This window comes from Allobosea sp. NPDC055594, assembly GCF_053618995.1.
In genome coordinates, this window is sequence record NZ_JBSHIO010000030.1 from 1 (window position 1) to 19,406 (window position 19,406).

15 protein-coding genes and 1 tRNA gene are annotated in these 19,406 nt (G+C 65.4%); all 16 read right to left on the bottom strand.

Annotated features, from left to right (window positions below):
- On the bottom strand, positions 1-185 hold a 185-nt coding region (locus ACWGRX_RS26120), incomplete at its 3' end, for a GTP-binding protein (protein WP_452118830.1).
- 55 nt (positions 186-240) lie between these two features.
- Positions 241-2,316, bottom strand: a complete 2,076-nt coding sequence (fusA, locus tag ACWGRX_RS26125; RefSeq protein ID WP_291642195.1) for an elongation factor G — start codon at positions 2,314-2,316, stop codon at positions 241-243.
- Between the two features lie 36 nt (positions 2,317-2,352).
- Positions 2,353-2,823, bottom strand: coding sequence for a 30S ribosomal protein S7 (gene rpsG / locus ACWGRX_RS26130; protein WP_291642193.1), 471 nt, complete (start codon positions 2,821-2,823; stop codon positions 2,353-2,355).
- A 69-nt stretch (positions 2,824-2,892) separates the two neighbouring features.
- Positions 2,893-3,264 (bottom strand): 30S ribosomal protein S12, encoded by a 372-nt coding sequence (rpsL, locus tag ACWGRX_RS26135; protein WP_066480217.1) that lies wholly within the window; start codon positions 3,262-3,264, stop codon positions 2,893-2,895.
- A gap of 568 nt (positions 3,265-3,832) precedes the next feature.
- On the bottom strand, positions 3,833-4,930 hold the full coding sequence (locus ACWGRX_RS26140) for a helix-turn-helix transcriptional regulator (RefSeq protein ID WP_452119935.1): 1,098 nt from the start codon (positions 4,928-4,930) through the stop codon (positions 3,833-3,835).
- 148 nt (positions 4,931-5,078) lie between these two features.
- Positions 5,079-9,254 carry a DNA-directed RNA polymerase subunit beta' gene (gene rpoC, locus ACWGRX_RS26145; RefSeq protein ID WP_452119936.1) on the bottom strand — a complete coding sequence of 1,392 codons (4,176 nt, stop codon included), beginning with the start codon at positions 9,252-9,254 and terminating at the stop codon, positions 5,079-5,081.
- Positions 9,255-9,383: 129 nt separating this feature from the next.
- On the bottom strand, positions 9,384-13,505 hold the full coding sequence (gene rpoB, locus ACWGRX_RS26150) for a DNA-directed RNA polymerase subunit beta (protein ID WP_452119937.1): 4,122 nt from the start codon (positions 13,503-13,505) through the stop codon (positions 9,384-9,386).
- 241 nt (positions 13,506-13,746) lie between these two features.
- Positions 13,747-14,124 (bottom strand): 50S ribosomal protein L7/L12, encoded by a 378-nt coding sequence (gene rplL, locus ACWGRX_RS26155; RefSeq protein WP_291642183.1) that lies wholly within the window; start codon positions 14,122-14,124, stop codon positions 13,747-13,749.
- Positions 14,125-14,175: 51 nt separating this feature from the next.
- Positions 14,176-14,691: a 50S ribosomal protein L10 gene (rplJ, locus tag ACWGRX_RS26160; RefSeq protein ID WP_291642182.1), complete on the bottom strand. Its 516-nt coding sequence runs from the start codon at positions 14,689-14,691 to the stop codon at positions 14,176-14,178.
- Positions 14,692-15,236: 545 nt separating this feature from the next.
- Positions 15,237-15,935 carry a 50S ribosomal protein L1 gene (rplA, locus tag ACWGRX_RS26165; protein WP_291642180.1) on the bottom strand — a complete coding sequence of 233 codons (699 nt, stop codon included), beginning with the start codon at positions 15,933-15,935 and terminating at the stop codon, positions 15,237-15,239.
- A 13-nt stretch (positions 15,936-15,948) separates the two neighbouring features.
- The gene (gene rplK, locus ACWGRX_RS26170; RefSeq protein ID WP_291644375.1) at positions 15,949-16,380 is read right to left on the bottom strand and encodes a 50S ribosomal protein L11; all 432 of its coding nucleotides are present in this window, start codon (positions 16,378-16,380) and stop codon (positions 15,949-15,951) included.
- Between the two features lie 331 nt (positions 16,381-16,711).
- Positions 16,712-17,245, bottom strand: a complete 534-nt coding sequence (gene nusG / locus ACWGRX_RS26175; RefSeq protein ID WP_291633118.1) for a transcription termination/antitermination protein NusG — start codon at positions 17,243-17,245, stop codon at positions 16,712-16,714.
- 15 nt (positions 17,246-17,260) lie between these two features.
- Entirely contained in the window at positions 17,261-17,455 is a 195-nt protein-coding gene (gene secE, locus ACWGRX_RS26180; protein ID WP_066480198.1) for a preprotein translocase subunit SecE, read from the bottom strand.
- Between the two features lie 526 nt (positions 17,456-17,981).
- Positions 17,982-18,057: transfer RNA gene (locus ACWGRX_RS26185), tRNA-Trp, on the bottom strand.
- An 82-nt stretch (positions 18,058-18,139) separates the two neighbouring features.
- Positions 18,140-19,039, bottom strand: a complete 900-nt coding sequence (locus ACWGRX_RS26190) for a dihydrodipicolinate synthase family protein (RefSeq protein WP_452119938.1) — start codon at positions 19,037-19,039, stop codon at positions 18,140-18,142.
- Between the two features lie 268 nt (positions 19,040-19,307).
- Positions 19,308-19,406, bottom strand: a 99-nt coding sequence (locus ACWGRX_RS26195; RefSeq protein ID WP_452119939.1) for an EF-Tu C-terminal domain-related protein, incomplete at its 5' end; no start/stop codon positions are given.

Below are 19,406 nucleotides of genomic sequence, written 5' to 3' on the forward strand. Positions count from 1 at the left end.
GTGATCCCGCGCGCCTTCTCCTCAGGAGCCTTGTCGATCTGGTCATAAGCCGTGAACGAAGCGCCGCCAGCCTCCGCCAGAACCTTCGTGATCGCTGCCGTCAAAGACGTCTTGCCATGGTCAACGTGACCAATCGTGCCGATGTTGCAGTGCGGCTTCGTGCGGGAGAACTTCTCTTTGGCCATGTCAGCCTCCGTCCGTCAAATCTTGTTCAAGTGTTCGGTTTAAGTCTTTGTCAGCTCAGGCGTACTTGGCCTGGACCTCGGCGGCCACCGCCGAAGGAACCTGCTCATAGTGGTCGAACTGCATGGTGTAGTTGGCACGCCCCTGGCTGAACGAACGCAGCTGGTTGACATAGCCGAACATGTTGGCGAGCGGCACCATCGCGTTGATCACGACGGCGTTGCCACGCATGTCCTGGCCCTGGATCTGCCCGCGACGCGAATTCAGGTCGCCGATGACCGAACCGGTATAGTCCTCCGGGGTCACGACCTCGACCTTCATGATCGGCTCGAGCAGCACCGCGCCAGCCTTCTGCAGCGCTTCGCGCAGACCGGCACGCGAGGCGATTTCGAAGGCCAGAGCCGACGAGTCGACCTCGTGGAAGGCGCCGTCGGTCAGGGTGACCTTAACGTCGACCACCGGGAAGCCGGCGAGCACGCCGGAGCCGATGACCGAGTTGAGGCCCTTCTCGACGCCCGGGATGTACTCCTTGGGAACCGTTCCGCCGACGATCTTCGACTCGAACTCGAAGCCCTTGCCGGTCTCGTTCGGCTCGACCGTGAACTTGACACGGGCGAACTGGCCGGTGCCGCCGGTCTGCTTCTTGTGGGTGTAGTCGACGTCGACCTTCTTGGTGATGGTCTCGCGATAGGCCACCTGCGGCGCGCCGATATTGGCGTCGACCTTGTAGGTACGGCGCAGGATGTCGACCTTGATGTCGAGATGCAGCTCGCCCATGCCCTTGAGGATGGTCTGGCCGCTCTCCTGGTCGGTCGAGACGCGGAAGGACGGATCCTCGTTGGCGAGCTTCGACAGGGCCAGGCCCAGCTTCTCCTGGTCGGCCTTGGACTTCGGCTCGATCGCGATCGTGATGACCGGCTCGGGGAACTCCATGCGCTCCAGGATCACCGCCTTGACGGGATCGCACAGCGTGTCGCCGGTGCGGACGTCCTTGAGGCCGGCCAGGGCGACGATGTCGCCGGCGAAAGCCTCCTTGATGTCCTCACGGTTGTTCGCATGCATCAGCAGCATGCGGCCGACACGTTCCTTCTTGTCGCGCGTCGAGTTGATGACGCTCGCGCCAGCCTCGACCTTGCCCGAATAGACGCGGCAGAAGGTGATGGTGCCGACGAAGGGGTCGTCCATGATCTTGAAGGCGAGCATGGAGAAGGGATCCTCGTCCGTCGGACGACGAACGGTCTCTTCCTCGGTCTTGAAGTCGATGGCCTTGATCTCGCCGCGATCGACCGGCGACGGCAGGAAGTCGACGACGGCGTCGAGCAGCGGCTGCACGCCCTTGTTCTTGAAGGCCGAGCCGCAAAGCACCGGGTGGAACGCGCGGCGCTGAACCGCGGTGCGGATCAGCCTGCGCAGCGTGTCGGCGTCCGGCTCGTTGCCCTCGAGATAGGCTTCCATCGCCGCATCGTCCATCTCGACGGCGGCTTCGATCAGCTTGTTGCGGTATTCGGCGGCCTTGTCGGCGAGATCGGCCGGAATGTCGCGCTCGTTATAGGACGCGCCGAGAGCCTCGCCGTCCCAGACGATCGCCTTCATCTTGATCAGGTCGACGACGCCCTGGAAGTCCGACTCGGCCCCGATCGGGATCTGCAGGCAGACCGGCTTGCCGGCGACGCGGTCGATGATGTCCTGGACGCAGCGGAAGAAATCGGCGCCGATCTTGTCCATCTTGTTGACGAAGACGACGCGCGGAACGTCGTACTTGTCGGCCTGGCGCCAGACGGTCTCGGTCTGGGGCTCGACACCCTGGTTGCCGTCGAGCACGCAGACGGCACCGTCGAGCACGCGCAGCGAACGCTCGACTTCGATGGTGAAGTCGACGTGGCCGGGGGTGTCGATGATGTTCAGGCGGTTGTCGCGCCAGAAGCAGGTCGTCGCGGCGGACGTGATCGTGATGCCGCGCTCCTGCTCCTGGGTCATCCAGTCCATGGTCGCCGAGCCGTCATGCGTCTCGCCGAGCTTATGGTTCTTGCCCGTATAAAACAGGATGCGCTCGGTCGTCGTCGTCTTGCCCGCATCAATGTGGGCCATGATGCCGAAGTTGCGATAGCTCTCGATGGGGTGGGAACGGGCCATGGAAGTGCTCTGTTTTTCCGGGGTGTCGCGGACGGATTACCAGCGATAGTGCGAGAAGGCGCGGTTGGCTTCCGCCATCCGGTGCGTGTCTTCGCGCTTCTTCACGGCGTTGCCGCGGTTGTTGGCGGCATCCATCAGCTCGGCCGAGAGACGCTCGACCATCGTACGGTCGTTGCGCGCACGGGCCGCGGCGATGAGCCAGCGGATCGCCAGCGCCTGACGACGCTCCGAGCGAACCTCGACGGGGACCTGGTAGGTCGCACCGCCGACGCGGCGGGAGCGGACCTCGATCGCCGGAGCGACGTTCTCGAGAGCGCTCTTGAAGACGGCGAGAGGGTCGCTCTTCATCTTGCCCTCGATGATGTCGAAGGCGCCGTAGACGATGCCTTCGGCCGTCGACTTCTTACCTTCGTACATGACGGAGTTCATGAACTTCGTCAGGATCACGTCGCCATACTTGGCGTCCGGGATGATCTCGCGTTTTTCGGCGCTATGGCGGCGGGACATCGTCTAGTCTCCGGTCAAATCTCTAAACTGCGAACCGGCCGGGCCCCTGCCCCGCCGGTTCGGCACAAATCACTTCGGACGCTTGGCGCCGTACTTCGAACGACGCTGCTTACGGTTCTTGACGCCCTGCGTATCGAGCACGCCGCGCAGGATGTGGTAGCGCACGCCGGGAAGGTCCTTGACGCGGCCGCCGCGGATCATGACGACGGAGTGCTCCTGGAGGTTGTGACCCTCGCCAGGAATGTAACCGATGACCTCGAAGCCATTGGTCAGGCGCACCTTGGCGACCTTGCGGAGCGCCGAGTTCGGCTTCTTCGGCGTCGTCGTATAGACGCGCGTGCAAACGCCCCGCTTCTGCGGGCAATTCTCAAGTGCCGGAGCGGAGTTGCGCGCCTTGACGGGCGAACGCGGCTTGCGGATCAGCTGGCTGATTGTCGGCATTTAAGGCCTCTCGCTCCCCTGAGCGCTTTGAAAAATCTCATGGTCCTTCCGGCACCGGCGAAGCCATGACACAAACGAAGCCGCGCCATCGGCGCCCTTTAAAGAGGCCTCAGGCGCGCTCGCCATGCAGAGGAACACGGGTGACCCGCATTCATGCGTCCTGCCATGTCGTCTATCGACGCTGGAATTCCGACGGAGTTTCGGTCGCGAAATTCGCTCATACTAGGGATGAGCGACAAACGTGTCCGACAACCGTCGACAGTGGCGCGCTTATGACTCAGCCGGAGATTCGCGTCAACCCCGGATTTACGAAGTCTCCGGCCCGTGCATGGCGGACCTGCCTCTACGGCGCCATCGGGCGCGCCGGAGTATCCCGCACCCCCTTCGCGAGGGGAGCCTGCCGAGGAACCCTAGCGCAGGAACATCGGGGCCAGCAAGGCCCGCCTTCATTCTCGGGCCGCTCTCCCGTGTTTTGGCCGGCGCGGTCTTGGGCCATGCCTCCTGCCTTGCGGGTCCGGCGACGAGTGCGCTTGCCCGGCAGGCCCGGTTCCTCGTGACCGCTGCCTCTTCAGTCGGCCTGCCCGCCCGCCGGCCCAAGCCGCGCGCCACGCAGCAGACCGACGAGCTCGGCCTGGCGATGGAGGCCGGTCTTGGCCATGACGCGCTTCAATGTCGTGCGTGCCGTCGACTCGGTGACGCCGAGCGTCGCGGCCGCGTCGCGCGGCCGGATGCCGGCGGCGATCAAGGCCGCGAGCTTCGCCTCCGACGGAGTCAGGTCGAACAGGCCCTGGACGACGCTGGCGCTGGGCAGCTCCCCGAGCACGACCGGCGTCACCACCAGGATCGTCGCGGCACGCGTGAAGATGTCATGGGCCGCGCCGCGGATCGGCGAGAGATGCAGGATCAGCGGCGGACGATCGCCCTGCTGCGCGATCGGGATCGAACGCACCGCCGCATCCGCCGGCGCCGCGCCGATCGCCGCGAGCGCAGCGGCGAAGAGTGCGTCCGCCGGTGCGTTGGTCAAGGTCAGACGGGCGATGCGGTCCTGGGCCACCTCCGGCAGCATCGCCGCGAGCAGCGGGTTCATCGCGACGGGCCGCCCGCTGCGATCCAGTACCGCCGCCGGCAACCCCATCGTCTCGAGCGCTTGCGTCGCGCTCCGAGCCCGTTCGAAATCCAGCCGCGCCGAGAGCACCATGGCCCGCGCCAGATGCGGGCGCAGCCCGTCGAGCCGGCGGATCTGCGCCGCATCGACGGGGCCTTCCTTCCATTCGCGTTCGGCGTGCAGGATGAAGGCCTCGCCGCTCGGCGAGACGATCGAGGTCGCGACGCCGATGCCGAGGCCGCGCGGCAGCAGGAAATCCGCATAGACCGGCTCCAGCGCCATCTCGTCACTGCTGAAAATGTCGACATCGCGCAGGAAGCCGGCATGATTGCGCCCGAGCAGCCGGGCCGTGCGCGCATTATCGGGGAAGCGCTCGAAATGCGTCGCCACGACCTCGTCGAATTCAGGCGAGGAGGAAATCCAGCGCGCCCGGCCGGCCGCGACCGTGACCAGGACCGCTCCGGCCCCCCGCGTCTGGCTCTGGAAGCGTTTCAGAACCCCGGGCCAGAGCTCGGGAACGATTGCCGCCTCATAGAGGCTTTCCAGGAAACGCTCGTCCATTGCCCCAGCCCCACCAGCAGCACATCGCTCGCCCCCCGGCGCGTTTCGCTGCTGGAATCTAGGCAGATCGGTCCCCCGAGCGTCAAGCCAAAGCAGAACGGCCGCCCGAAGGCGGCCGTTCCACATAAGTCGAAGCCTTGGGCCGAGCTTACTCGGCGGCCGGCAGCACCGCGGCCGCGGCCTTGGCCGCCGCATCCGCCTTCTGTCCGACGATGAGATCGTCGCGGCGCGTCGCCACCTGCTTGATGCGGGCGACCTGCGCGCCCGTACCGGCCGGGATCAGCGAGCCGACGATGACGTTCTCCTTCAGGCCCTCGAGCGTGTCCTGTTTGCCGTTGACCGCCGCCTCGGTGAGGACGCGGGTGGTCTCCTGGAAGGACGCCGCCGAGATGAAGGAGCGCGTCTGCAGCGAGGCCTTGGTGATGCCGAGCAGGACCGGAACGCCGGAGGCCGGCTTCTTGCCCTCTTCGCGCATCTTGGCGTTGACCTCTTCCAGCTCGATGCGGTCGATCTGGTCGCCGGTCAGGATGTCGGTGTCGCCGCCATCCGTGATCTCGACCTTCTGCAGCATCTGCCGGACGATCACCTCGATGTGCTTGTCGTTGATGCCGACGCCCTGGAGGCGATAGACCTCCTGGATTTCGTTCACCAGATAAGCCGCCAGCTCCTCGACGCCCTTGATCGCAAGGATGTCGTGCGGGGCCGGGTTGCCGTCGAGGATGTAGTCGCCCATCTCGACGACGTCGCCGTCCTGGAGATGGATGTGCTTGCCCTTCGGGATCAGGTACTCGAGCCCGTCCGAGCCGTCATGCGGCGTCAGCGTGACGCGCCGCTTGTTCTTGTAGTCCTTGCCGAAGCCGATGACGCCGGCCTTCTCGGCGATGATCGCCGCATCCTTGGGACGACGTGCCTCGAACAGCTCCGCCACCCGCGGCAGACCGCCGGTGATGTCGCGGGTCTTGGCCGAGTCGGTCGAGACACGGGCGAGCACGTCGCCCGCCTTGACCGAGCCCCCCGGCTCCACCGAGATGATGCCGTCGACGGGCAGGATGTAGCGGGCGTCGCCGCCACGCGCCAGCCTGGCGATCTTGCCATCCGGCCCATGCACGGTGAGCGCCGGCTTGAGGTCCGACGTACGGGCCGAGCCGCGCCAGTCGATGACGACGCGCTTGGAGATGCCGGTCGCCTCGTCGGTCGTCTCGGTGATCGACATGCCGTCCACGAGATCCTCGTAGCCGACATTGCCGTCCACTTCCGCCAGGATCGGACGGGAATAGGGGTCCCACTCGATCAGGCGCTGGCCGCGCTTGACCTTGTCGCCCTCGTCGACCCGCAGCTTCGAGCCGAACTGGACGCGGTGCACCGCGCGCTCCGCCCCGTCCGGACCGACGATCACGATGGCGATGTTGCGCGCCATGGCGATCAGGTCGCCGTCGGAGTTCCGCGCAACGTTGCGGTTGCGCATCTTCACGACGCCTTCGAAGTTGGACTCGACGAAGGACTGGTCCGCGATCGTCGCGGCGCCACCGATGTGGAAGGTACGCATGGTGAGCTGCGTGCCCGGTTCGCCGATCGACTGCGCCGCGATGACGCCGACGGCCTCGCCCATGTTGACGGGCGTGCCGCGAGCGAGGTCGCGGCCATAGCAGGTCGCGCAGACGCCGTTCTTGGTCTCGCAGGTCAGCACCGAGCGGATCTTCACCTCCTGGACACCGGCGGCGTTGATCTTCTCGATATGGCTTTCCTCGATCATCGTGCCCTTGGCCACGAGGATGTTGCCGTCGATATCCGTGACGTCCTCCGCCGCCGAGCGGCCGAGGATGCGGATGCCGAGCGACGCCACGACCTGGCCGGCATCGATGATGGCGCGCATCTTGATGCCGTTATCCGAGCCGCAATCCGTCTCGGAGATGATCGCGTCCTGCGCCACGTCGACGAGGCGGCGGGTCAGGTAACCCGAGTTCGCCGTCTTCAGCGCGGTGTCGGCGAGGCCCTTGCGGGCGCCGTGGGTCGAGTTGAAGTACTCGAGAACGTCGAGGCCTTCCTTGAAGTTCGAGATGATCGGGCTCTCGATGATCTCGCCCGACGGCTTGGCCATCAGGCCGCGCATGGCGGCGAGCTGGCGCATCTGGGCCGGCGAGCCACGGGCACCCGAATGGCTCATCATGTAGATCGAGTTGATCGGCTTGTCGCGGCCGTTCTCGTCCTTCTTCACGGTCGAGATGCGGGCCATCATCTCCTGGGCGAGCTTGTCGGAGCACTTCGCCCAGGCGTCGACGACCTTGTTGTACTTCTCGCCCTGCGTGATCAGGCCGTCCTGATACTGCTGCTCGTAATCCTTGGCGAGCACGCGGGTGGTATCGACGATCTCCCACTTGTTCTCGGGGATGACCATGTCGTCCTTGCCGAACGAGATACCGGCCTTGAAGGCGTGCTTGAAGCCGAGGCCCATGACGCGATCGCAGAAGATCACCGACTCCTTCTGACCGCAGCCGCGATAGACGGCGTCGATCATGTTGGAAATCTCCTTCTTGGTCATCAGCTTGTTGACGACGTCGAAGGACACGGCCGGATGCTCCGGCAGCGCGGTCGAAAGGATCACGCGGCCAGGCGTGGTCTCGTAGATCTTTGTATAGGGGTTGCCGTCCTGGCCGACGCCGGTCCAGCGATATTTGATCTTCGAGTGCAGCGTCACGACCTTCTCGTGCAGCGCGTGCTCGAGTTCGCCGAAATCGCCGAAGATCTTGCCCTGGCCCGGCTCACCATCGGAGATGATCGACAGGTAGTAGAGGCCGAGCACGATGTCCTGCGACGGCACGATGATCGGCAGGCCGTTCGCCGGGTGCAGGATGTTGTTGGTCGACATCATCAGCACGCGCGCTTCCAGCTGCGCCTCGAGCGACAGCGGGACGTGCACGGCCATCTGGTCGCCGTCGAAGTCGGCGTTGAACGCGGCGCAGACCAGCGGGTGCAGCTGGATCGCCTTGCCCTCGATCAGGACCGGCTCGAAGGCCTGGATGCCCAAGCGGTGCAGCGTCGGCGCGCGGTTCAGCAGCACCGGATGCTCGCGGATGACCTCGTCCAGGATATCCCAGACCTCGGGCTTCTCCTTCTCGACGAGCTTCTTGGCCTGCTTGACCGTGGTCGAGTAGCCCTTGGCGTCGAGGCGCGCATAGATGAACGGCTTGAACAGCTCGAGCGCCATCTTCTTCGGCAGGCCGCACTGGTGCAGCTTCATCTCCGGGCCGACCACGATGACCGAACGGCCGGAATAGTCGACGCGCTTGCCGAGCAGGTTCTGGCGGAACCGCCCCTGCTTGCCCTTCAGCATGTCGGCGAGCGACTTCAGCGGGCGCTTGTTGGCGCCGGTGATGACGCGGCCGCGACGGCCGTTGTCGAACAGGGCGTCGACCGATTCCTGCAGCATCCGCTTCTCGTTGCGGATGATGATGTCCGGCGCGCGCAGCTCGATCAGCCGCTTCAGGCGGTTGTTGCGGTTGATGACGCGGCGATAGAGGTCGTTCAGGTCGGAGGTCGCGAAACGGCCGCCATCGAGCGGCACCAGCGGACGCAGATCCGGCGGGATGACCGGGATCATGGTCATCACCATCCATTCCGGCTTGTTGCCGGACTCCTGGAAGGCCTCGATGATCTTGAGGCGCTTCATCAGCTTCTTCGGCTTGAGCTCGGACGTCGTCGTCGCGATCTCATGCTTCAGATCGGCGTTGATCTGGTCGAGATCGAGCGCGCGCAGCATCTCGCGGATCGCTTCCGCGCCGATCATCGCCGTGAAGGTATCCGCGCCATACTCCTCCTGGCAGCGGACATACTCCTCCTCGGAGAGCAGCTGGCGGTCCTTGAGCGGGGTCAGGCCCGGCTCCAGCACCACATACGACTCGAAATAGAGGATGCGCTCGAGGTCCTTGAGCGGCATGTCCATCAGCAGGCCGATGCGCGAGGGCAGCGACTTCAGGAACCAGATATGGGCGACCGGCGCCGCGAGCTCGATATGGCCCATGCGCTCGCGCCGGACGCGTGCCAGCGTCACCTCGACGCCGCACTTCTCGCAGATCACGCCCTTGAACTTCATGCGCTTGTACTTGCCGCACAGGCACTCATAGTCCTTGATCGGCCCGAAGATGCGGGCGCAGAACAGCCCGTCGCGCTCCGGCTTGAAGGTCCGGTAGTTGATGGTCTCGGGCTTCTTGATCTCGCCGAACGACCAGGACGCGATCTTTTCCGGGCTGGCGATCGAGATCTTGATCGCATCGAACGCCTGCTGCACCGGCTGCTGGCCGAAAAGGTTCATGACCTCTTGCTTCATAGCCTGTCTCCTATGGCCGGTGGGGTTTCAAGGGAAACCGCCCTGCCCGGCCTTTGATCCATCGGCCGGCGGCGTGAGTGCCGCCGGCATGAGTAACGAACGCTGCCGTGCCCCTCGGGGCGCGGCGGCTTACTCGGCCGCCTCGGCCGGGGGCAGCTCGCCCGGCCTCGGCTTGTTGCTGATCAGCTCGACATTGAGACCGAGCGAACGCATTTCCTTGACGAGCACGTTGAAGCTCTCCGGGATGCCGGCCTCGAAATTGTCTTCGCCACGCACGATCGACTCGTAGACCTTGGTGCGGCCCGCGACGTCGTCCGACTTCACGGTCAGCATTTCCTGCAGCGTGTAGGCGGCGCCATAGGCTTCGAGGGCCCAGACCTCCATCTCGCCGAAGCGCTGGCCGCCGAACTGCGCCTTGCCGCCGAGCGGCTGCTGGGTGACGAGCGAGTACGGGCCGATCGAGCGCGCATGGATCTTGTCGTCGACCAGGTGGTGCAGCTTCAGCATGTAGATGTAGCCCATCGTCACCTTGCGGTCGAAAGGCTCGCCGGTCCTGCCATCATACAGCGTGGACTGCCCAGAGCTGTGCAGCCCGGCCTGCTCCAGGAGCCGCTCGATATCGGCCTCCTTGGCGCCGTTGAACACCGGCGTCGCCATCGGCACGCCGCGACGCAGGTTCTGGCCCATCTCGACCAGTTCGTCGTCGTTCATCGAGGCAACGATCTCGTTGTCCTCGTAGACCGCTTCGAACGAGGCCCGCAGCGCCTTGGAATCATGCGCCTTGCGATAGGCGTCGAGCGCCTTGCCGATCTGCTTGCCGAGGCCTGCGGCGGCCCAGCCCAGATGGGTCTCCAGGATCTGTCCGACGTTCATGCGCGAGGGCACGCCGAGCGGGTTCAGCACGATGTCGGCATGGGTACCGTCCTCGAGGAACGGCATGTCCTCCGCCGGCACGATGCGCGAGACCACGCCCTTGTTGCCGTGACGGCCGGCCATCTTGTCGCCCGGCTGGATCTTGCGCTTCACCGCGACGAAGACCTTGACCATCTTCATCACGCCCGGAGGCAGCTCGTCGCCGCGCTGCAGCTTCTCGACCTTGTCGAGGAAGCGCTGCTCGAGGCGCTTCTTCGACTCGTCGTACTGCTTCCGCATCGCCTCGATTTCGGTCATCAGGGCGTCGTCCGCCGTGGCGAACAGCCACCACTGCGAACGCGGGAACTCGCTCATCGCCTCGCGGGTGATGACCGTGTCCTTCTTGAAGCCCTTCGGACCGGCGAGGCCGGTCTTGCCGGTCAGGATCTCGGCCAGACGCGCGAAGGTGTTGCGGTCGAGGATCGCCTGCTCGTCGTCGCGGTCCTTGGCGAGACGCTCGATCTCCTCGCGCTCGATCGCCTGGGCGCGCTCGTCCTTGTCGACGCCATGGCGGTTGAAGACGCGCACTTCGACGATCGTACCCTGCACGCCCGGCGGGACGCGCAGCGAGGTGTCGCGGACATCGGAAGCCTTCTCGCCGAAGATGGCGCGCAGCAGCTTCTCTTCCGGCGTCATCGGGCTCTCGCCCTTCGGCGTGATCTTGCCGACCAGAATGTCGCCCGCGGCGACTTCCGCACCGATATAGACGATGCCGGCTTCGTCGAGGTTCTTCAGCGCCTCTTCCGAGACGTTCGGAATGTCGCGCGTGATTTCCTCAGGGCCGAGCTTGGTGTCGCGGGCCATGACCTCGAATTCCTCGATATGGATCGAGGTGAAGATGTCTTCCGAGACGATCTTCTCCGAGAGCAGGATCGAGTCCTCGAAGTTGTAGCCGTTCCACGGCATGAACGCGACGAGCACGTTGCGGCCGAGAGCGAGCTCGCCGAACTCGGTCGACGGGCCGTCCGCGACGATGTCGCCCTTCTTGACGATGTCGCCGACGCGGACCAGCGGGCGCTGCGTGATGCAGGTCGACTGGTTCGAGCGCTGGAACTTCTGCAGACGATAGATGTCGACGCCCGGCTTGGTCGGGTCCATCTCGTCCGAAGCGCGGATGACGATACGGGTCGCGTCGACCTGATCGACGATACCGGCGCGGCGGGCCGCGATGGCGGCGCCGGAGTCGCGGGCGACCGCGGCCTCCATGCCGGTGCCGACGAAGGGCGCGTCGGCGCGGACCAGCGGCACCGCCTGGCGCTGCATGTTCGAGCCCATCAGCGCGCGGTTCGCGTCGTCGTTCTCGAGGAACGGGATCAGCGCGGCGGCGACGGAGACGACCTGCTTCGGCGAAACGTCCATGAAGTCGACCTTGTCGACCGGCGTGACGATGACTTCGCCGGCGCGGCGGCAGACGATCAGGTCATCGGTCAGGCGGCCTTCAGCATCGACCGAGGCATTCGCCTGGGCGACGTTGTACTTCGCCTCCTCCATCGCCGAGAGATAGATAATCTCGTCGGTCTGCTTGCCGTCGCGGATGCGGCGGTACGGGCTCTCGATGAAGCCGTACTTATTGACGCGGGCGAAGGTCGCGAGCGAGTTGATCAGGCCGATATTCGGGCCTTCCGGCGTCTCGATCGGGCAGATGCGGCCGTAATGCGTGGTGTGCACGTCGCGCACCTCGAAGCCGGCGCGCTCGCGGGTCAGACCACCCGGTCCAAGCGCCGAAAGACGACGCTTGTGAGTGACTTCCGAGAGCGGGTTCGTCTGGTCCATGAACTGCGAGAGCTGCGAGGAGCCGAAGAACTCGCGCACCGCGGCGGCCGCGGGCTTCGCGTTGATCAGGTCCTGCGGCATCACCGTGTCGATGTCGACCGAGGACATGCGCTCCTTGATGGCGCGCTCCATGCGCAGCAGGCCCAGGCGATACTGGTTCTCCATGAGCTCGCCGACCGAGCGCACGCGCCGGTTGCCGAGATGGTCGATGTCGTCGATCTCGCCCTTGCCGTCACGCAGGTCGACCAGCGCCTTGACCACGGCGAAGATGTCTTCCTTGCGCAGGATGCGCACGGTGTCCTCGGCGTCGAGGTCGAGGCGCATGTTCATCTTGACGCGGCCGACGGCCGAGAGATCGTAGCGCTCGGCGTCGAAGAACAGCGACTGGAACATGTTCTCGGCGGTCTCGAGCGTCGGCGGCTCGCCCGGACGCATCACCCGGTAGATGTCGAACAGCGCCTCTTCACGACGCGAGTTCTTGTCGACCTTGAGGGTGTTGCGGATGTAGGGGCCGACCGTGATGTGGTCGATGTCGAGCACCGGCAGCTCCTCGAAGCCCGCATCGAGCAGGGCCTTGAGGCTCTTCTCGTCGATCTCGTCGCCGGCCTCGGCGAAGACCTCGCCGGTCTGCGGGTTGACGAGGTCCTCGGCGATATACTGGCCGTAGAGATCGTCATCGCTGGCGCGCAGGAACTTCAGGCCCTTCTCGGCGAGCTGGCGCGCGGTACGCGCGACGAGCTTCTTGCCGGCCTCGACCACGACCTCGCCGGTGTCGGCGTCGATCAGGTCGACGCTCGCCTTGAAGCCCTTCATGCGCTCGGCGTCGTAGGGCACGCGCCAGCCATCGCCGTCGCGGGTGTAGGAGATGTGGTTGTAGAAGCGGTTGAGGATCTCCTCGCCGTCCATGCCGAGCGCGAACAGCAGCGAGGTCACCGGGATCTTACGCTTGCGGTCGATGCGCGCGTAGACGATGTCCTTGGCGTCGAACTCGATGTCGAGCCAGGAGCCGCGATAGGGGATGATGCGGGCGGCGAAGAGCAGCTTGCCCGAGGAATGGGTCTTGCCCTTGTCGTGATCGAAGAACACGCCCGGCGAACGGTGCATCTGCGAGACGATGACGCGCTCGGTGCCGTTGACGATGAAGGTGCCGTTGTCGGTCATGAGCGGCATCTCGCCCATGTAGACGTCCTGCTCCTTGATGTCCTTGACCGATTTGGCCTGGGTGTCCGGGTCGATATCGAACACGATCAGGCGCAGGGTCACCTTGAGCGGCGCCGAGAAGGTCATGCCGCGCTGGCGGCACTCGTCGACGTCGTATTTCGGCGGCTCGAAGGTGTACTTCACGAATTCGAGCAGCGAGGCGCCCGAGAAGTCGCCGATCGGGAACACCGACTTGAAGACCGACTGCAGGCCTTCGTCGCTGCGGCCGCCCTTCGGCTCGTCGATCATCAGGAACTGGTCATAGGACGCCTTCTGAACCTCGATGAGGTTCGGCATCTCCGCCACTTCCTTGAGCTTGCCGAAGAACTTCCGGACGCGCCTGCGGCCCTGGAGAGAATTGACCATGGTGTTCCTCGCAATCTCGGACGGCTCACCTGGCGGTCCGGGTTCTGGCGGTCGGGCCGCCGGGTGAGCCGTTCGGCGCCTCGGCGCCGACTTTCAACTGGATGAACCGTCACGCCGCTGCGCGATGATCCCTGCACACGTCGCCCCGCCCCGCGGAAACGACGCAACAGCCCCGGAGGCGGCGAGCCGCCCCGGGACTGTGCTTGTCGACTAGTTTCGGACCGGCATCAGCCGGCCCTGCTCACTTGAGCTCGACCTTGGCGCCGACGGCCTCGAGCTGCTTCTTGAGCTTCTCGGCCTCGTCCTTGGCGACGGCTTCCTTGACCGGCTTCGGAGCGGCTTCAACCAGATCCTTGGCTTCCTTGAGGCCCAGGCCGGTAATGGCGCGGACTTCCTTGATCACCTCGATCTTCTTGTCGCCGGCCGAGGCCAGGACAACGGTGAACTCAGTCTGCTCTTCGACGGCGGCGGCAGCAGCGCCAGCGGCCGGGCCAGCCGCAACAGCGACGGCGGCGGCGGCGGAGACGCCCCACTTCTCTTCGAGCATCTTGGCGAGGTCAGCGGCCTCGAGAACGGTGAGCGACGAGAGTTCGTCGACGAGCTTGGCGAGATCGGCCATTTTTCAGCTTCCTGATGTAAGAGGTTCGAACGATTAGGGTTTGACGGCTGCTCAGGCAGCGTTCTTGTCGGCGTAGGCCTTGACCACGCGCGCCAGCTTTCCGGCAGGCGCGTTCGTGAGCTGCGCGAGCTTGGTCGCCGGGGCCTGGACGAGGCCGACGATCTTGGCACGCAGTTCATCGAGCGAGGGCATCGTGGCCAGGGCCTTGACACCATCGGGGTTCAGGGCGGTCGTGCCCATCGCGCCGCCCAGGATCACGAGCTTGTCGTGGTCCTTGGCGAAGGCGACGGCGACCTTCGGCGCCGCGACCGGATCGCTGGAATAAGCGATCAGGGTGGGTCCCTTCAGCAGCGGGCTGATGGACGCGACGTCGGTGCCTTCAAGAGCGATCTTGGCAAGCCGGTTCTTTGCGACCTTCACGGTGGCGCCATTGGCCTTCATCTCGCGACGAAGCTTCTGGAACTGGGCCACCGTCAAGCCCGCATAGTGGGCCACGACGACGACCGACGTCTTCGAGAAGACATCGTTCAGCGTCGCGACGGCATCAGATTTTGCCGCTCTATCCACTGGGCTCTCTCCGGTAGGCGACAGGCTTTCACACCCGCCGCCAGTTGCACGTGCCGCTCTTCGCGAGAGCCGGTTGACACCGACCCCTCGCCAGAGCGACGCTCAGTGCCCTGTCCCCAGCCATGGCCGAAGCCGTGATCGGGCGAGATGGTTCGAACCTCGTTCGGCGCCTTTCGGCTCCGGCAGAGTTCTTGCACCGTCTATGCAGGCCTCTTGGCGAAATTATGCCCTCGGACGAACCGGGAGCACCTGCAGTCTCAGACAGGACTGGACGCCAGGCCCCAGGAAATCGCTTTCCTCGCTCCCGGCATCCATTCTTCGGTGGCGAACCACCGAAAAACGCGAAACGGACCCCCTCGTGCAAAGCACGCGGAAGCCCCGACACTTATGGAAACACGGGGAAGCTCATAGCCTCTCCCCCGGCTTCTGCCAAGTGGCAATCCTTGCGAGCTTTCGCAAGGTGGGGCAGCGGCCGCATGAGGCGGCCGCGAAAGCAGGATGCGAAGCGCGGAAATCGGCCCTTCGCGCCCTGCCCCAGGACGGCTTCAGCCGCCCATCACCGTGTTCGGCTCGATCTTGACGCCCGGACCCATGGTCGAGGAGATCGCGACGCGCTGGATATAGGTGCCCTTGGCGCCGGCCGGCTTGGCCTTCGAGACCGAATCGACGAACGCCTTGATGTTCTCCGAGAGCTTCTCGGCGTCGAACGAGACCTTGCCGACGGCGGCATGCACGATGCCGGCCTTCTCGACGCGGAACTCGACCGACCCGCCCTTCGAGGCGGCGACGGCGTTGACCAGGTCCATGGTGACCGTGCCGACGCGCGGGTTCGGCATCAGGCCGCGCGGGCCGAGCACCTTACCGAGACGGCCGACCAGACCCATCATGTCCGGGGTGGCGATGCAGCGGTCGAAATTGATCTCGCCCTTCTGCACGGCCTCGACCAGGTCCTCGGCGCCGACGATGTCGGCACCGGCCTTCTTGGCCTCCTCGGCCTTGGCGCCGCGAGCGAACACCGCGACGCGCAGGGTCCGGCCGGAACCGTTCGGCAGGTTGCAGACGCCGCGGACCATCTGGTCGGCATGACGCGGGTCGACACCGAGATTCATCGCGACCTCGACGGTCTCGTCGAACTTGGCGCTGGCGCGATCCTTGATCATCGCGACGGCTTCGGCGAGCGGGTAGAGCTTGGTCCGGTCGATGCCCTCACGGGCCTTGACGACGCGCTTTCCAACATGAGCCATGTTCAGTCCCCCCTCAGCCCACGACTTCCAGGCCCATGGACCGGGCGGAGCCGCGGATCATGGTCATGGCGGCATCGACGTCGTTGCAGTTGAGATCGGCCATCTTCTTCTCGGCGATCTCCTGAACCTGCGCGGCGGTGACCTTGCCGGCGGCGCCACCCTTGCCCGGGGTCTTCGAACCCGAGGTCAGGCCGGCGGCCTTCTTCAGGAAGTAGGACACGGGCGGCTGCTTCATCTCGAAGGTGAAGGAGCGGTCCTGATACGCGGTGATGATCACCGGGATCGGCATGCCCTTTTCCATCTGCGCGGTCTTCGCATTGAAGGCCTTGCAGAATTCCATGATGTTGAGGCCGCGCTGACCGAGCGCGGGACCGATCGGCGGCGACGGATTGGCCGCGCCCGCCGGAACCTGAAGCTTCACGTAGCCCGTGATCTTCTTTGCCATGATGGCTGCTCCTGCCGTCCATCCCGGCGCCTACCGGAACGACGACGCCCCATCCGGAAACCGAGTTCGTTCCGGAACGGGGTGGTTGCAGAGCGTGGTACGGCAGGGAATCCCGGTTGGCGGCCGGCCGACCTCCCACGCATGTGAGGGGCGCCCTATCGCACAACCCGGCGGGAAAGGGAAGCCCCGCCAGCATGCGGCGGCGGACCGCCCTTTCCGCCTCGCCGCCCGGGAATGCCCGCAAATGCGAAGGCCCGCGCCGGTATACGGCGCGGGCCTTCATGTTCGATGGCGAGAGGCGCCCGTCCGGGCAGCCTGCCCCGAATCGACGTCAGAGCTTCTCGACCTGGCCGTATTCGAGCTCGACCGGCGTGGCGCGGCCGAAGATCGAGACCGCGACCTTGAGGCGGGCGCGACCATGGTCGACATCCTCGACGACGCCGTTGAAGGAGGCGAAGGGACCGTCGGCGACCTTGACCTGCTCGCCGACCTCGAAGACCACCGTCGGCTTCGGACGCTCGATGCCCTCGGCGACCTGCCCCTTGATGCGCAGCGCCTCGTTCTCGGGGATCGGCATCGGCTTGGCCTTGTCGGCCCCGAGGAAGCCGGTGACCTTCGGCGTGTTCTTGATGAGGTGGTAGACCTCGTCGGTCATCTCGCACTTCACCAGCACATAGCCGGGGAAGAATTTGCGCTCGGCGTCGACCTTGCGGCCGCGGCGGACCTCGACGACCTTTTCGGTCGGGACCAGCACCTCTTCGAACTTGTCGGCGAGATTGCGCTGCGCCGCCTGATCCTTGATCGACTGGGCGACCTTGTTCTCGAAGTTCGAATAGGCGTGGACGATGTACCAGCGAGTGTTCACGTTCGTGGGTTCCGTTCAGCGCGCGCCGAGGATGAGGCCGAGACCCCAGCGGATCATCGTATCGGCAAAGAGGAAAAACAGGCTGAAGACCAGCACCATGACCAGCACCATCCCGGTGGTGATCAGGGTCTCGCGGCGCGAGGGCCAGGTCACCTTGGAGGCTTCGCTGCGCACCTGCTGCAGGAAGCTGAACGGGTTCGTCTTCGCCATCGGGCCGTCACCTTAAGGTTCCGGAGCGCCGCCGCGACCAAGCGCGCAAGCGACGATTCGGTACGTCCTGAAAGATTCGCGGCGCGGGGCTCAGGGAGCCGCGCGCCGTCGTGAGCCGCTTCTTACAACGCTATGGCGCGCTAGCCAAGCGCTTTCGCGGCAGCGCCCGAAAGCCGGGCCGGGAGCCCGCTCGAAACCACCTGCCGCAGCGCGCCTTTACATGCCGGGGAAGAGGCAAGACCGACTGCCTATAGCAGTGAGATGGATCACCGTGACCGCGTCCCAACGGACGCGCGGTGATCTAGACGATGCAGAGCCAGGTCAGGATGCCCATGGCCGAGAGGGCGAAGAGCGAAAGGCTGGCGATGGCGTCTGGCGGCAGATGATGCATGGCTCGGGTCCGGGGATTGCCCGTCCCGGTAGCCCTCGCCCATGACAGTCGCGCGACGCCGCAGCCCCGCAACGAGAAAGGGCGGCTCCACCGCAGTGGAACCGCCCTTTTCGATCGCTTATCGCGATGAAGTCCTGGCAGGGGCGGCAGGGCTCGAACCTGCGACACCCGGTTTTGGAGACCGGTACTCTACCAACTGAGCTACACCCCTGTAGTCGCGGGTTGCTTAGCCCGAACGACGCCGGCATTTCAAGTCGAAAACACGCGGCGCCGTGGAAAGTTCACAGGCTCGCTCAGGCGGCATAGGGCCCGAGCTGCTCGGCATAGCGCTTGACCAGCTCCAGCCCGAAGGCGCTCGGCCGCTGCGCCGGGCTGCGATCATGGATCTCGATGCCGGCGCGGGCCCCGAAAATGCGTTTTCCGTAGCAGAGCAGGCTCTCGATCGACTGCATGATGAAGACGATCGCCGGCAGCACCTCGCGATAGGCGGCTTCGGCGCCCTCGGCATCGCCGGCGAGGAATCGGTTATAGGCGCGCAGCGCGTAGTCGATCGTATCGGGCGCCAGCAGCAGGCCGACGCAGCCCGCCCGCAGATTGTCGGCGAGCTCCAGCCCGCCGCGGCCGTTCATCACCGGCAGGCGGCCCTCGGTCACCGAGATCAGCTGCTGGATATCGGTGGCCGGCCCCTCGCCCTTGATCAGGCAGATGTTCGGGTGCTGGCGCACCAGCTCGCGGATATCCTCCGAGGAGAGCCCGCGGCCCATATAGGCCGGCGCGTTCTGGATCGCGACCGGCAGCGAGGTCGCCTCGGCGATTCGCCCGAAGAAGCGGATATATTCGGCCGCGCCGAAGGAGCCGACCATCGGCGGCTGCAGAATCACCCAGTCGGCCTTGGCCGCCTCGGCCGCCTTGACCTGCTCGACCTGCTCGGCGACCGAACCGCCGAACATGGTGAAGGCGAGCGGCACCTTGCCGGCGACGTCCTCGGCCACCCAGTCGATCACCGTCCGGCGCTCGGCCAGGCTGAGCTTCGAGACCTCGGTGGCCAGACCCAGCGCCGCCATGCCGTGAACGCCGAGCCCGAGGCAGATTTCGGTCTGGCGCTTCATCGCCGCCCGGTCGAGCCGCTCCTGCGCGTCGAACAGCGCGAAGGCGATGGCATGAATGCCGGTGAAGGGCGGCTTGAAGGCCATCTCGAATTCCTCCTTGAGATTCGTGCGGGCTGTCCCGCCGGTTCCGCCCCATTGAGCACGGGGCGCGCCGCGGGGGCAGCAGCGTTTGCGACAGTCCCCTGCACGGGCCGCGCATGCATAAAGGAAAAGGGCGGTGTCGCCACCGCCCTTCCCGGATTCTGTCCCGGCCAGAAGGGCGGGGGCGATGCCTTGCGCTTACGCGAGGATCGTTGCGACGACGCCAGCACCGCAAAGTTTGCGGTTTCCGCGAACGTCGTTGTTGCTTCGATCAGGCGAGGATCGTTGCGACGACGCCGGCACCGACGGTGCGGCCGCCTTCACGGATGGCGAAGCGCAGCTTCTCTTCCATCGCGATCGGCACGATCAG